Source organism: Paraburkholderia bryophila, assembly GCF_013409255.1.
Taxonomy (GTDB): domain Bacteria; phylum Pseudomonadota; class Gammaproteobacteria; order Burkholderiales; family Burkholderiaceae; genus Paraburkholderia.
Genome location: NZ_JACCAS010000001.1, coordinates 3,028,870 through 3,042,565, shown reverse-complemented (window position 1 = coordinate 3,042,565; position 13,696 = coordinate 3,028,870). Strand labels below are relative to the sequence as shown.

Here is a 13,696-nt window from a genome sequence, read left to right as displayed (position 1 = left end):
CGGCCGCGCGGTTTTTTGTCCAGATCCAGGCGAACCGGATCTTAGGTGTTCAAGCGTTCGCAGATCGCTTTGGTCGCCGCGGCGCCATTCAGCGTATAGAAATGCAAACCCGGCACTTTGGCGTCGAGCAGGCGTTCGCACAGGTCCGTCACCACGTCGAGCCCGAACGCGCGAATCGACTCGCGGTCGTCGCCGAAGCTTTCCAGCCGGCGCGCGACCCAGCGCGGCACTTCGGCGCCGCACATCTCGGAGAACCGCATTAGTTGCGAGTAGTTCGTGATCGGCATGATGCCCGGCACGATCGGCACATCCACGCCGAGCTTCTGCGCGTCGTCGACGAAACGGAAATACGCGTCCGCATTGAAGAAGTACTGCGTAATCACCGAGTTGGCGCCGGCCTTCACCTTGCGCACGAAGTTGTCCATATCGTGACGCGGCGAGCGCGACTGCGGGTGGTACTCCGGATAGCCGGCCACCTCGATCCAGAACCAGTCGCCGAATTCGGCGCGGATAAAGCTCACCAGTTCCGACGCATAACGCAGCTCACCGACTTCGCCCATGCCGGACGGCAAGTCGCCGCGCAGCGCGACGATATGGCGAATGCCATGCGCGCGGTACTCGTTGAGAATCGCGCGCAGGCTGTCTTTGGAAGAGCCGATGCACGACACGTGCGGCGCCGCTTCGATGCCTTCCTTCGCGATATCGACGACGGTGTCGAGCGTGCCCTGCTGCGTCGAGCCGCCCGCCCCGAACGTGACGGACACGAACTTGGGCTTGAGCGGCGCAAGCTGCGCACGCGTGGCGCGCAGCTTGTCGACGCCTTCCGCGGTTTTCGGCGGGAAGAATTCGAATGAAAGTTCGATGGGGTTCATGATTCAGTAGGTCAACCGAGACTGCGGTTGCCGAAAATAATCGCGGACAGGATCCACGAAACGATGCTGTACAGAATCGAGCCGATGAACGCCGACCAGAAACCCGACACTTCGAAGCCCTTCAGCAGCGACGCGCACAGCCAGAAGCACAGCGCATTGACCACCAGAATGAAAAGCCCGAGCGTGACGATCGTGACGGGCAGCGTCAACAGGATCAGCACCGGCCGCAGGACCGTATTGATCAAGCCGAGCACCACCGCGACGATCAGCGCGGTGCCGAAACTGCGGATATGGATCGACGGAACGAGGTAGGTGATGATCAGGAGCGCGAGCGCGTTGATCAGCCAGGTCAGCAGCACGGTCATGTAGAGCTCCTTTCAAGCAGGATGTGCGGTAACGCAGAAACGCGCCGAGAAGGCGCAAAAAAAGCGCGCGAAAAGCGGCGATGGCGAACAAAGCGGCGCATGATGCGCCGCCCTGTCGTCAAACTGCCATGCCGTCAAACCGCCCACGTGCTTAATAGCGATAGTGGTTCGGCTTGAACGGGCCGTTCTTGTCGACGCCAATATAACCAGCCTGCTCGTCCGACAGCACGGTCAGGTCTGCGCCAATGCGCGCCAGATGCAGGCGCGCGACCTTCTCGTCCAGATGCTTCGGCAGCACGTACACCTTGTTCTCGTACTTGTTGCCTTGCGTAAACAGTTCGATCTGCGCGAGCGTCTGGTTCGTGAACGAGTTCGACATCACGAACGACGGGTGGCCCGTCGCGCAACCCAGGTTCACGAGGCGCCCTTCAGCCAGCAGGATCACGCGCTTGCCGTCCGGGAAAATGATGTGGTCGACTTGCGGCTTGATGTTGTCCCACTGGTATTTACGCGTCGACGCAATGTCGATTTCCGAATCGAAGTGACCGATGTTGCAGACAATCGCGTTGTGACGCATGGCCGCCATGTGATCGTGGCCGATCACGTGGAAGTTGCCGGTTGCCGTCACGAAAATGTCGGCCTTGTCCGCCGCGTATTCCATCGTCACGACGCGGTAGCCTTCCATCGCCGCCTGCAGCGCGCAGATCGGATCGATTTCGGTGACCCACACCGTGGCGCCCAGACCGCGCAGCGATTGCGCGCAGCCCTTGCCCACGTCGCCGTAACCGGCCACGACCGCGATCTTGCCCGCGATCATCACGTCGGTTGCGCGCTTGATGCCGTCGACCAGCGACTCACGGCAACCATACAGGTTGTCGAACTTCGACTTGGTGACCGAATCGTTGACGTTGAAAGCCGGGAACGGCAGGCGGCCTTCCTTTTCCATCTGATACAGACGGTGCACGCCGGTGGTGGTTTCTTCCGTCACGCCCTTGATGTGCGCGAGGCGCGTGGAGTACCACGTCGGATCCGCATCCAGGTGCGAAGCGATCGACTTGTACAGCGCGACTTCTTCTTCGTTGGTCGGCTTCGAGATCACCGAACGGTCTTTCTCCGCCTTCGAACCGAGGATCAGCAGCAACGTGGCGTCGCCGCCGTCGTCGAGGATCATGTTGGCGAATTCGCCGTTCGGCCATTCGAAAATGCGGTGCGAGAACTCCCAGTATTCGTCGAGCGATTCGCCCTTGAACGCGAACACCGGCACGCCGGCCTTGGCGATCGCGGCGGCAGCATGGTCTTGCGTCGAGAAGATGTTGCACGAGGCCCAACGCACGTCGGCGCCGAGCGCGGTGAGCGTCTCGATCAGCACGCCGGTCTGGATCGTCATGTGCAGCGAACCTGCAACGCGCGCGCCCTTCAGCGGTTGCTGCGCCTTGTACTCTTCGCGCGTTTGCACGAGGCCGGGCATTTCCGTCTCGGCGATGGTCAGTTCCTTGCGGCCCCAGTCGGCAAGCGACAGGTCGGCAACGATGAAGTCTTGGGAAGCTCGGGAATCGATTACTGCGGCGTTCATCACGCCCTCCTTTCTAAGAAATTGACTAGAAATTTGACGTGAGCGCGGTTCGATGCGGTAGTGGCGAAAGCGCTAGGCGCATTCGACCCTCCGATTGAAGTCTTCGAGCCTGGCGGGCGGCCGGCGAATAAATTGATTCGCGGTACCCGTCGCAACGCTCCTCGAAGACGAACGGCGATTGTAGCAAATCGAGATGGCTTGGTGGCGAGCTTCGGTTTTTCGCGCGGGGCGGTTTTGGCGAGCGGAAAACGGCGTGCGACGGAGGGCTTCTTATGCCTTCGGTGTGGGGCTTAAGAGGCGTTGGCCGGTGTGGCTTGTGTCGCCTTCACGTTCGCGATGAAAGCCGCGCGTAATTGATCGACGCCGGCACGTGCGGTGTCAACAAAGCGCTTTGAAAAATGAAACGCGTCGGCGACGTCGGCGGGATCCGGCTGCTGCAAGCCCAACGCGATGCGGAAGTAGCGTTCGGCGTGAATGCCCGGGTGGTAATGCATGCGCACGCGTGGCGTGTCGTCGAGACGCCGGTTGCCGAACATCTCGCGCAGCGCCCACGAAAACGCGCCGTCTTCCCCGCCGATACGGCGAAACACCGGATCCATCGGAAACCCGCCGAGCGCCGCGAACGCCGCGCGCCGGATGATCAGGCTGCTCGGCACCGTATTGCTCAGTGTCGCCGAGTGCGCGGCGAAGTCGGGATGCGCGGTGAGGTCGGCGGGAAAACCGGTGTACTCGACGTCGAGGCGCACGGCCATGTCCGCCGGGTTTTGCGCGAGGAAATCGGCGGCCGCAGTGAGCGCGCCGGGCAGATACTCGTCGTCGGCATCGAGAAAGGCGAGCAGGTCGTGCGACGCGTGCAGCGCGCCCCAGTTGCGCGCCCGTGCGGCGCCGCCGTTGCAAGGCATGGACAGCAGGCTCACACGCGGGTCGAACGACGTGCAATAAGTAACTATGTCGGCCGACGCATCCGACGAACCGTCGTCGACAACAATGATCTGCGCCGCCTCGGGCTGGCTTAGGCAGCTTTGCAGCGCGCGGACCAGCGTCGGCGCGGCGTTGTAGCACGGGATGATGATCGAAATCGGTGTCATGGATCGAAACGCAGCGCAGCCGGCCGCCAAAAAAAGAGCCGCCGATGGTATCCCGCTTGCCGCCGGGCCCATCCTGAAATGCCCGCGCCTGAAATCGGCGACCCGCGCCAGCTTTTGACGAGCCTCATACAACTTGCACCGCCGCATAAATGGCATGACTTACAATCCCCGGGATCATTCCAATTTGGAATTCTGGAGCTTGAGATCGTGGAACTACGTGCGTTGCGGTATTTCGTCGAAGTGGTTCGTCAACAGAGCTTCACCGTCGCCGCCGAGCAGATGTTCGTCACGCAGCCCACCATCAGCAAGATGGTGAAGTCGCTGGAAGACGAGATCGGCTCGCCGTTATTGCTGCGCGACGGGCGTCAGATGGTGCTGACCGACGCCGGCCGGATCGTCTACCAGCGCGGTCAGGACGTGCTGGCGGCGCACGCGCAATTGCAGGCCGAACTGAACGATCTCGACACGCTCGGCCGGGGTGAACTCACCATCGGCATTCCGCCGATGGGCGGCTCGCTGTTCACGCCCGCTATCGCGGCGTTCCGCCAGCGCTACCCGAAAATCGAACTGAAGCTCTTCGAGCAAGGTTCGCGCGCGATCGAAGCGGCGCTGATCAACGGTGAGCTGGAGTTAGGCGGTGTGCTGCAACCGGTCGATCCGGAAAACATCGACGTATTGCCGATCACGCGCCAGTTGCTGTGGCTCGTCGCGCGCACCGGCTCGCGCTGGGACGAACTGCACGAAGTGCCGCTCGCGCAGTTGGCCAACGAACCGTTCGTGTTCTACGGCGAGAGCCTCGCGCTCAACGACGTGGTGCTGAACGCGTGCCGCGCGGCCGGTTTTGCGCCGACTATCGTCGGACGCAGCGGGCATTGGGATTTCATGGCGGCGCTGGTGCAGGCGGGCGTCGGCATTGCGCTGTTGCCGGCGCCGTATTGCCGGCGGCTGGATCCCGCGCAGTTCACCTGCCGACCGGTGTCGGAGCCCGAGATTCCGTGGGAAATGGCGATCGGCTGGCGTCGCAACGGTTATCTGTCGCATGCGGCGCGCGCGTGGCTCGAAGTCGCGCGCGAGGCGTTGCCGGGTCAGGCCGCCGATGACTTCATGCTGGGACCGGGCATCGGCGTGAGCGGTATTACGGTGCCGGTGCCGACGGGCAAGTAACACCCGAGCGCCGCCGACGGTTCGCGCGCGCTTGTTGCACGGTGCGGTTCCGGCTGGGTCAGCGTAGGCGTCGAAGAAACCCGGTCCGTCACGCACCCGACTTCATGCCGCCGAAGCCGCCAAACCGTTCGCCCGCGTTGTCGTCGCAGTCTGTCCCGCCTGCCCCGCCTGCGCCTCGCGCCGGCTAGCCGCGATCAGCTCGGCCGCGCGCTCACCGATCATCACCGTCGGCGCATTGGTGTTGCCGCCGATCAGCGTCGGCATCACCGACGCATCGACGATCCGCAGCCCCGTCACGCCCCGCACCCGCAATTGAGGGTCGACCACCGACCGCGCGTCGCCGCCCATCCGGCAGGTTGCCACCGGGTGATAAATCGTGTCGGCATGCTCGGCGATGGTTTGCCGAAGCGCCTCGGCCGTCTGCCCCGGATGCGTATACAACTCGGTGCCGCCATGCAGCGCGAGCGAAGGCGCGTCGAGAATGCGCCGCGCCATCTGCGCGCCTTCCATCAGCAGATCGAGATCGCGCGAATCGCTGAAAAAGCGCGGATCGATCACCGGCGCCGTGCGCGCATCCGCGCTCGCCAGCGTCACGGTGCCGCGACTGTGCGGCCGCAGCACGCACACGTGCAGCGAATAGCCATGGCCCCAATGCATATGCCGGTTGTGATCGTCGACCAATGCCGCGCAGAAATGCAGTTGCAGATCGGGGCGCTCCAGCGTCGGGCGGCTCTTCAGAAAACCGCCCGCCTCGGCGACATTGCTGGACAGCATGCCGGTGCCGTGGCGCATGAAAGTGACGAACTGCGGCAGCATTCGCGCGATGCCGCGCAACGAAAACCCCGTCGGTTCGATCGACGACACCCGCTTGTTGATCGTGAAATCGACGTGGTCGATCAGGTTCTGCCCGACCTCGGGCGCATCGTGCAGCACGGGAATGCCTAGCGACTGCAAATGCGCAGCCGGTCCGATGCCCGAACACATCAGCAGTTGCGGCGAATTGAACGCACCACCCGCCAGCACGACTTCGGCACGCGCTTCGAGCGCTTCGCGGCGACCGCCGCGCACGATCTCGACGCCGCTCGCGCGCTTGCCATCGAAGTTCACGCGCATCACCGTCGCATCCGCGATCAGATGGAGATTGGGCCGCTCGCGATCGTAGATATACGCGCGCGCCACGCTGCAACGGCGTCCGTCGCGTTGCGTGACCTGGTAAAAGCCGACCCCTTCCTGATCCGCACCGTTGAAATCGCGATTCGGCTTGTAGCCGGCTTCGAGCGCGGCCTGCACGAAGCGCTTCGAAAACGGATTCTGATAGCGCAGATCGGACACGGTAAGCGGGCCGTCTTCGCCGTGCCATGCATCCGCGCCGCGCTCGTTGCCCTCGGCGCGGCGGAAATACGGCAGCACTTCCGCCCATGACCAGCCATCGCAGCCGAGTTGCGCCCATTCGTCGTAATCGAGTTGATGGCCGCGCGTGTAGATCATCGCGTTGATCGCGCTCGATCCACCAAAGCCGCGACCGCGGGGTTGATAACCCTGCCGCCCGCCGAGGCCCGGTTGCGGCGTGGTCAGGTAGCCGTAGTTGGTCTTGAGCTTGTTCGGCACGACGGCCGCGACACCGACCGGCATGTTGACGAACAGATTACGGTCCGTATGCGGTCCGGCTTCGATCAGGGCGATCGTCGCGTCGGGGCAGCTATCCGCTAGACGGCTTGCCAGCGTGCAACCGCCCGAGCCCGCACCGACGATGATGTAGTCGTATTGCATCCGCTCCTCCTGTCCTGTCGACCCGCATTGGGGCCGCGTTGCTCGCGGACCCTGTCTCGTGCACACTTGTCTACGTGTGTTTCAACGGCATTGTAGGGAGCGTTGCGAGGCGGCGGCAGCTTCGCGCCAGAGCGATTACTCTAAACGTAAGGCCCATCGCGACCCTATGATGAAAGACGCGCGGCCGCCCGCCGGACGGCCGCGACAGCGGGCCACGGCACATTCAAACACGGCACGGTGAGCGTCGTCCTCATAGCGTGCGGCACGACACGCAGCGCTCAAACAGCACCCCCGCCAATCGGCACCGGCGAACCCGCGGTGAACGGAGACAGAAGATGGAACGGCATAGCTTCGGCCAGACTCACGAGGTGACGAATCAGGCTCCGCCGCTGACGGACTACAACCTGTTCGCCAGCGACGCCGCGTTGTCCGCCGCCCTCGAACGCGACGGCGCGCTGTGGCATCGCGATGCGTTGCTGCGGCACGGCGCCGCGCTCACCACGCCCGACACACTCGCCCTCGCCGAACTGGCCAACCGCCACTCACCTGAACTGTTCACGCACAATCCGCGCGGCGAGCGTATCGACGCGCTGGAGTTTCATCCGTCATGGCATACGCTGCTGTCGCTGCTGCGCCGCGAAGGTCTGCACGCGCTACCGTTTTCCGATCCGCAGCGCGGCGCGATGGTCGCGCGCTGCGCCGGCTATTTTCTGCACGCGCAAATCGAGTCCGGCTCGCTGTGTCCGCTGACCATGACGTTCGCGAGCATTCCAGTGCTGCAGCGCGAACCGGCGCTGTTCGACAAACTGCGCGACAAGCTCTACGCGCGCGACCATGATCCGCGCGACGTGCCGCTCTCGCACAAAAGTTCCGCGATGATCGGCATGGGTATGACCGAGAAGCAAGGCGGCTCGGACGTGCGCAGCAATCAGACGAGCGCCTATGCCACGGGCGGCAGTGGCCGGGGCGCCGCGTACCGGCTGGTCGGCCACAAGTGGTTTTTCTCCGCGCCGCAATGCGACGCGCATCTCGTGCTCGCCCGCACGGACGAACACGAAGGCCTGTCGTGCTTCTACGTGCCGCGCTTCGCGCCGGACGGCCGCAAGAACAACGTGCAAATCCAACGTCTGAAAGACAAGCTCGGGAACCGCTCGAACGCGAGCAGCGAGGTCGAATTTCTCGATGCGTTCGGCATTTTGATCGGCGACGAAGGGCGCGGCGTGCCGACCATCATCGAAATGGCGAACTACACGCGGCTCGATTGCGTGATCGGCAGCGCGGCGTTGATGCGTGCGGCGCTGGTGCAGGCGATTCATCACGCGCGACACCGCAGCGCGTTCGGCCGTCAGTTGGCCGACCAGCCGTTGATGCGCAACGTGCTGGCCGATCTGGCGCTGGAGTCGGAGGCGGCCACGGTGCTGTTCATGCGACTCGCGCGCGCGTTCGAGTCGAGCGCGGATGCGTCGTCCACGTCGTCGGTCGAACTCGCGTGGCGGCGCATCGTCACGCCGGCGTCGAAATACTGGGTGTGCAAGCGCACGCTGGAATTCACCGGCGAGGCGATGGAAGTCTGGGGCGGCAACGGCTACGTCGAAACGGGTCCAATGGCGCGCTTCTATCGAGAAGCGCCCGTGAATTCGATCTGGGAAGGCTCCGGCAACGTGATGTGCCTCGACGTGCTGCGCGCCATGGAGCGCGAGCCCGACGCGGCGCAAGCGCTGTTCGCTGCGTGGCAGTCGGACGCGCAGGCGCAGCCCGCCTTGCGCGCCGCGCTCGGCAAGCTCGCCGCCGTGCTCAATGGACCGGCCGACCAGCGCGAAGCGTCGGCGCGGCGGATCGCCCAGCAGATCGTGCTGATCGCGCAGGCGGTATTGCTGGTCCAGCACGCGCCGGCCGAAGTCGCCGACGCGTTCATCGCCACCCGGCTCGGCGACGGCTGCGGCGAAAGCGGCCGCGTGTACGGCACGTTGCCGGCGAGCTTCGACCACGCGGCGATTATCGAGCGGGCTTTTCCCGCCTGAGGTCTGGCGGCCGGTTCGGCTAGCGCTTCACAGACAGACAGACGGGCTCCGGCGACACACATTCAGGCACGCCGCACCAACAGCATCAAAAACCAATAAAGCGCGATGCAAACGCGCACCGACATCATCAGGGAGTGGACACACATGAAGAACGATCTGCCCGAAGTCGCCGCGCTCGAAGCGCTGCTGCGCGATCAACGCCACGCTTATTTACGCGCGCCGTATCCGTCATGGGACACGCGCGCCGCGCACCTCAAAGCGTTGCGCAAAGTCATGCTCGACAACCGCGACGCGCTCGCCGAGACCATGAACGCCGACTTCGGCAATCGGGCGAAACAGGAAGTGCTGCTCGCCGAATTCCTGCTGGTGAAGGAAGAAATCGACGCCGCGCTGCGGCACGGCAAGCGCTGGATGAAGGCGCAACGCCGCAGCACCAACAAATGGCTGCTGCCGGCCCGCGCGAAGGTGGTGCCGCAACCGCTCGGCGTGGTCGGCATCATCGTGCCGTGGAATTATCCGGTGCTGCTCGCCGTCGGCCCGCTGATCAGCGCGCTGACCGCCGGCAACCGCGCGATCATCAAGATGTCGGAACTGACGCCGCGCACGTCCGCGCTATTCGAGCAGTTGATCGGCCAGACCTTCGCACGCGACCACGTCGCGGTGGTGAACGGCGACGCGACGCTCGCCGCCGCGTTCAGCGCGCAGCCGTTCGACCATTTGCTGTTCACCGGCTCGACCAAGGTCGGGCACGAAGTGATGCGCGCCGCCGCCGAGCATCTGACGCCGGTGACACTGGAACTCGGCGGCAAATCGCCCGCGCTGATCGGTGCGCATGCGCGTTTCGATAACGCGGTGGACAACCTGATCGCCGGCAAGACGCTCAATGCGGGCCAAACCTGTATCGCACCGGACTACGTGCTGGTGCCGCGCGGCAAGGAACAGGCGTTCGTCGAGCGGGCGCGCGCGCGGATGGCAAAGATGTACCCCGGTTTTGCCAGCAACCCGGATTACACGTCGATCATTTCGGCGCGCCACTTCGAACGCCTGGAACGTCTCGCGGACGAAGCCCAGGCCGCCGGCGCGCAACTCCACACGCTCACCGACAGTTCACCCGATCCGGCGAGCCGCCGTTATCCGCTGATCGCCGTGACGAATGCGCCCGACGAATGCGCGCTGATGCAGGAGGAAATTTTCGGGCCGCTGCTGCCGATCGTCCCGTACGACACGCTCGACGACGCGATCGCGTGGATCAACGCCCGGCCGCGTCCGCTCGCGCTGTATCTGTATGCGGACGACGCCGCCACCATCGACCGCGTGACGCATGAAACGATTGCCGGCGGCATGGCGATCAACGAGACGCTGATGCATCTGGCGTGCGAAAGCCTGCCGTTCGGCGGCGTCGGCGCGAGTGGGATGGGTGCGTATCACGGCTACGAAGGCTTCGTGACGTTCTCGAAGATGAAGCCGGTGCTGACGCAGGCGCGTTTGAACGCGCGCGGGTGGATCTCGCCGCCGTATGGCAAACGGGTGAATGCGTTGCTGAAACTGATGATGCGGTTTTGACGCGGGCGGCTGATGGTGCCCGATGGTGGCCGATGGCAGCGGCTGGGCCGCTCCCCCGGTTCAGTGCCCCGCCGTGCCGCCTTCCACTTCAGTCGCGACCACATCGGTGACATCGCTCGCGTCGTCACCGTCGGCGCCTTGCGCGGGTTCACTCTCCGCGCCACTTTCCAACCGGTGCAGCCACGCGAGCATTTCCGCCACCGCCTGATAAAGCTGCGGCGGAATCCGCGAATCCAGATCCACCTGCATCAGCAGCGACACCATCTCCGGCGCCTCGTGAACGTACAGACCGGCTTCCTTGGCGCGCTGCACGATCATCTCGGCCAGCATGCCGTAGCCTTTCGCGATCACGCGCGGCGCAGGATCGCCGCCTTTGGCGTCGTAGACGAGCGCGGCCGCGCTGCGGCGATGTTTGCGGCTCATCACATCTCCCAGTCGAAATCGTCGAGCGCGGCATTGTTCGACGCACGGCGGCCCGCTGCTTTATCCGCTGCCGCCGAAGCCGACGCCGAGCGCGCATACGCCGACGCCGCCGCCTGCGCGGCCGCCGCGGCGCCTGGCGCGTTCGCGCCGGTCGAGGGCGCGCCGCCGCCGATCTCGCGAATCGTCAAACCATTCAATTCGATCCCCGCCGCCGCCAGCCGCTGACGGAAATTCTCACCCTGCATGGCCAGCCGCGCCGCGCCGACCGGGCTCGCCTGCACACGCGCGACGAGGCGCGTGCCGGTCAGCGTCAGTTCCGCGTCGACAGTGCCGAGCGTGGGCAGCGACAGCGTCAGACGGGTGTGCCACGGCTGGTCGTCCTCGCTCGCCGCACCGCCGCCGCTGCGGTCCCATTCGTCGCCGTCCTGTTCGATGGTCCAGTCGAGCTTGGCACCCGGCCACGCTTCGCCGGTCCAGCGGAATTGCCCGGTCGCGAGCATATCCAGTTGCTGGCGCACCAACGGCACGGTCGCGGGATGCACCGCCGCCGCCATCGATTGCGAATTCTGCGACGCGCTGCCGTCGGCCGCCTGCGACGTCCCGCTATGCAGATTGGCATGCGTCGACTGCCCGTTCAGGTCCGACAGCGAGCTAGCCAGCACCTCGCCGGCCACGAAGCGCGCGGTTTGCGCATTCGGAATAGGCTGCTGCGCGCGGGCGGCGTTAGCCTCCTGCGCGCCGTTCGGCTGGCCGTTGTTGGGCGCGGCGCCCATGCCCTGCCGGGTCGACGCCGTCGACGCGCTCGCCTCGCTGCCATCGCTCGCCCAATCGAGCGGCAATTGCGCGGCGGCCACGAGCTTGTTCTGCGCCTCGTCGGCCAGGCTCGCGGGCGAACGCTGGCCCGCCAGCCATTGCGCAAGATGGGCTTCGTAGAAAAGACCGCTGTCGCCAACCGTCTGTTCGAGCGCAGCCGCGAGCGCCGCCACGGGCACCTGCGCCGCCGCCACATTGGCGGTGGCCGCGGTTCCCGCGGCATTCGGATTGGGGTTGGCCGTGCCGGAAGCGGCCGGCGTCTCGAACAGCGGCAAAGCCCCGACTTCGACGTCGAGCGCCGGCGCGGCGGGCCAGATCGGCATCTGGCCGAGCACGGCGGGGGTGGCTTCGCCGCCGGAGCGCACGATCGCGCTCAGGGTCAACGCAACGGCGGACAGCGCGGTTTGCGCGGAAGGCTGCGGGGCGGGGGGCGCGACGGGAGCAACAGTGGTCGGCGCGTCATCGACGCTTGCCGCACCGGTTTGCGACGCGGTCGCGCTGCCGGGGGCGATATTGAGCAGACTGTCGATCCGGTTCGCTAGCAGCGAAGCGACGGCCGTGTCGATTCCGTTCATGCCGATTCCTTGGTCACAGTGGCGGCTGCGCGCTCAAATACAGTCAGTCAGGCGAAGCGGTGGGGAATCCAGCATAGGCGCAGCACACGGACGGCAAGTCGGCACGAGGGCGTGCGAACTCAGCGCGCCCCGTACAGTTCCTTGAGCACGCGCGTCGGCCGGCCGGCGAATAACGCCGACAGATTGGCCATGCGCGGATTCGCCAGATCGCGGATCGCGGCGTCGTCGGCGAGAATCTGCCGGATCAGCGCGTATTTACGCAATCGCTCCGACTCATCGAGCCTGACGCCGGTCTCAGCGTCCTTCAACGCGTCCACCAGATGCCGGTATTCCTCTTGCAAGTGGACCAGATCGTTCCACAACGCGCGCCGGGCAGCCGTCAGCATGCGGCAGGAGATCGCTGCGATCGCCTCGTAGCGGGCGAAGTATTCTGCGTTCGATGTCATCTCATGCTTTCCGCGGCCGGCTGGACCGCCATCCGCGCGATTTCCGGGGCGATCCCGATCCATGCCTCTTCGAGTGTCGCCAGCAGGCCGTCGACCTCGACCAGCATCGCCTCGCTCTGTTTTACGTTGGCTTCGAGCAGCCGGCGCGACATATAGCCATATAGCGCGTCCAACCGCTCTGCAATCTCGCCGCCCGCGTCAACGTTGAGCGATTGCTGCAGCCCGCTTTCGACGATCTGAATCGCCTTGCCGATCGCCTCTCCACGAGCCGGCACATTGCCCTGCTGCAAATGCATGCGCGCTTGCGCGATCGCCTGCCGGGCGCCCTGATACAGCATCACGATCAGACGATGCGGACTCGCGCCCATCACCCCTGTCTCGACGCCCACGCGTGCGTACGCATTGGCTCCAGAGTGTCCTGGGGAAAACATCGGCGCTCCTCCTCTCTTGCACAGCGGTTGGTCATGACATCCCGTCCAGGCACGTTGTCGCACCCGGATTTCTGCCTGTATCTGGTTATCGGATAGGCAACGGGAAAGCTTTAGGCCGGTGTAAGGAGGATTAAGGCGCCAGATGACGCGGCCCGCCAGGGCCACACGGCAAACAGTCGTTCGGGCGGGCGGGTGAGCCTTGCCGCCCGAACGCGTTCATACCTGCATCTGCATGATGTCGTTGTAGGCGGACACCAGCTTGTTGCGCACCTGCAGGCCGAACTGGAAGCCGATATTGGCTTTCTGTCCGTCGACCATTACGTCGTTCAGCGAGACGTTCGACGAGCCGAGTTCGAACGCCTTCGATTCGTTGGCGGCCGTCGTCTGATCGCCGCTGATCTTGTCCAGCGACGCTTTCAGCGCGGACGCGAAGCCGCCAGCCGTAGCCGCACCGGACTGGTCAGCCACCGTGTTATTGCTGCCGGCCGCCTGCGCCGCCATCGACTGCATTTGTTGCAGCGCCGACGAGAGCGCGTTCACGGGCATAGTCATGTTCTCTCCAGGAATGATGACCGGCATGCCAGAACCGTAC

At 64.8% G+C, this 13,696-nt stretch carries 13 protein-coding genes and 1 riboswitch; of the genes, 3 read left to right on the top strand and 10 right to left on the bottom strand.

The features are described 5' to 3' along the window. Positions 1-41: 41 nt before the first annotated feature. The 4 genes from metF to GGD40_RS13470 form a co-directional block, all read right to left on the bottom strand. Positions 42-872, bottom strand: coding sequence for a methylenetetrahydrofolate reductase [NAD(P)H] (gene metF / locus GGD40_RS13485; RefSeq protein WP_179707840.1), 831 nt, complete (start codon positions 870-872; stop codon positions 42-44). Between the two features lie 11 nt (positions 873-883). Then, entirely contained in the window at positions 884-1,237 is a 354-nt protein-coding gene (locus GGD40_RS13480) for a phage holin family protein (RefSeq protein WP_035554557.1), read from the bottom strand. Positions 1,238-1,388: 151 nt separating this feature from the next. Next, on the bottom strand, positions 1,389-2,810 hold the full coding sequence (gene ahcY, locus GGD40_RS13475) for an adenosylhomocysteinase (RefSeq protein ID WP_179743979.1): 1,422 nt from the start codon (positions 2,808-2,810) through the stop codon (positions 1,389-1,391). A 33-nt stretch (positions 2,811-2,843) separates the two neighbouring features. Next, a riboswitch (S-adenosyl-L-homocysteine riboswitch) is annotated at positions 2,844-2,979 on the bottom strand. A gap of 121 nt (positions 2,980-3,100) precedes the next feature. Next, positions 3,101-3,898 (bottom strand): glycosyltransferase family 2 protein, encoded by a 798-nt coding sequence (locus GGD40_RS13470; protein ID WP_179743978.1) that lies wholly within the window; start codon positions 3,896-3,898, stop codon positions 3,101-3,103. A 207-nt stretch (positions 3,899-4,105) separates the two neighbouring features. On the opposite strand from GGD40_RS13470, the gene GGD40_RS13465 reads away from it, so the two are divergent. Further along, complete coding sequence (locus GGD40_RS13465; protein WP_179743977.1) at positions 4,106-5,062, top strand: LysR family transcriptional regulator; 957 nt, start codon at positions 4,106-4,108, stop codon at positions 5,060-5,062. 102 nt (positions 5,063-5,164) lie between these two features. Here the strand turns inward: GGD40_RS13465 and GGD40_RS13460 are convergent, their stop codons facing one another. Next, entirely contained in the window at positions 5,165-6,832 is a 1,668-nt protein-coding gene (locus GGD40_RS13460) for a GMC family oxidoreductase (protein ID WP_179743976.1), read from the bottom strand. 335 nt (positions 6,833-7,167) lie between these two features. On the opposite strand from GGD40_RS13460, the gene GGD40_RS13455 reads away from it, so the two are divergent. Beyond that, on the top strand, positions 7,168-8,853 hold the full coding sequence (locus GGD40_RS13455) for an isovaleryl-CoA dehydrogenase (RefSeq protein WP_179743975.1): 1,686 nt from the start codon (positions 7,168-7,170) through the stop codon (positions 8,851-8,853). Between the two features lie 144 nt (positions 8,854-8,997). Next, entirely contained in the window at positions 8,998-10,416 is a 1,419-nt protein-coding gene (locus tag GGD40_RS13450) for a coniferyl aldehyde dehydrogenase (RefSeq protein ID WP_179707831.1), read from the top strand. Positions 10,417-10,476: 60 nt separating this feature from the next. Here the strand turns inward: GGD40_RS13450 and GGD40_RS13445 are convergent, their stop codons facing one another. The 5 genes from GGD40_RS13445 to fliE all read right to left on the bottom strand — a co-directional run bounded on the left by GGD40_RS13445 (position 10,477) and on the right by fliE (position 13,656). Continuing rightward, complete coding sequence (locus GGD40_RS13445; RefSeq protein WP_179743974.1) at positions 10,477-10,839, bottom strand: EscU/YscU/HrcU family type III secretion system export apparatus switch protein; 363 nt, start codon at positions 10,837-10,839, stop codon at positions 10,477-10,479. After that, positions 10,839-12,227, bottom strand: a complete 1,389-nt coding sequence (fliK, locus tag GGD40_RS13440; protein WP_179743973.1) for a flagellar hook-length control protein FliK — start codon at positions 12,225-12,227, stop codon at positions 10,839-10,841. The genes GGD40_RS13445 and fliK overlap by 1 nt, the downstream gene beginning before the upstream one ends. Positions 12,228-12,346: 119 nt before the next feature. Further along, positions 12,347-12,673 (bottom strand): flagellar protein FliT, encoded by a 327-nt coding sequence (locus tag GGD40_RS13435; RefSeq protein WP_035554537.1) that lies wholly within the window; start codon positions 12,671-12,673, stop codon positions 12,347-12,349. After that, the gene (gene fliS, locus GGD40_RS13430) at positions 12,670-13,104 is read right to left on the bottom strand and encodes a flagellar export chaperone FliS (RefSeq protein WP_035554535.1); all 435 of its coding nucleotides are present in this window, start codon (positions 13,102-13,104) and stop codon (positions 12,670-12,672) included. Before fliS ends, GGD40_RS13435 begins: the two co-directional genes overlap by 4 nt. A 216-nt stretch (positions 13,105-13,320) precedes the next feature. Beyond that, complete coding sequence (gene fliE / locus GGD40_RS13425; protein ID WP_179707824.1) at positions 13,321-13,656, bottom strand: flagellar hook-basal body complex protein FliE; 336 nt, start codon at positions 13,654-13,656, stop codon at positions 13,321-13,323. Positions 13,657-13,696 lie beyond the last annotated feature (40 nt).

Coding starts and splice junctions, on each gene's coding strand:
- metF (WP_179707840.1), bottom strand. CDS start 872: ATGAACCCCATCGAACTTTCATTCGAATTCTTCCCGCCGAAAACCGCG.
- GGD40_RS13480 (WP_035554557.1), bottom strand. CDS start 1,237: ATGACCGTGCTGCTGACCTGGCTGATCAACGCGCTCGCGCTCCTGATC.
- ahcY (WP_179743979.1), bottom strand. CDS start 2,810: ATGAACGCCGCAGTAATCGATTCCCGAGCTTCCCAAGACTTCATCGTT.
- GGD40_RS13470 (WP_179743978.1), bottom strand. CDS start 3,898: ATGACACCGATTTCGATCATCATCCCGTGCTACAACGCCGCGCCGACG.
- GGD40_RS13460 (WP_179743976.1), bottom strand. CDS start 6,832: ATGCAATACGACTACATCATCGTCGGTGCGGGCTCGGGCGGTTGCACG.
- GGD40_RS13455 (WP_179743975.1), top strand. CDS start 7,168: ATGGAACGGCATAGCTTCGGCCAGACTCACGAGGTGACGAATCAGGCT.
- GGD40_RS13450 (WP_179707831.1), top strand. CDS start 8,998: ATGAAGAACGATCTGCCCGAAGTCGCCGCGCTCGAAGCGCTGCTGCGC.
- GGD40_RS13445 (WP_179743974.1), bottom strand. CDS start 10,839: ATGAGCCGCAAACATCGCCGCAGCGCGGCCGCGCTCGTCTACGACGCC.
- fliK (WP_179743973.1), bottom strand. CDS start 12,227: ATGAACGGAATCGACACGGCCGTCGCTTCGCTGCTAGCGAACCGGATC.
- GGD40_RS13435 (WP_035554537.1), bottom strand. CDS start 12,673: ATGACATCGAACGCAGAATACTTCGCCCGCTACGAGGCGATCGCAGCG.
- fliS (WP_035554535.1), bottom strand. CDS start 13,104: ATGTTTTCCCCAGGACACTCTGGAGCCAATGCGTACGCACGCGTGGGC.
- fliE (WP_179707824.1), bottom strand. CDS start 13,656: ATGACTATGCCCGTGAACGCGCTCTCGTCGGCGCTGCAACAAATGCAG.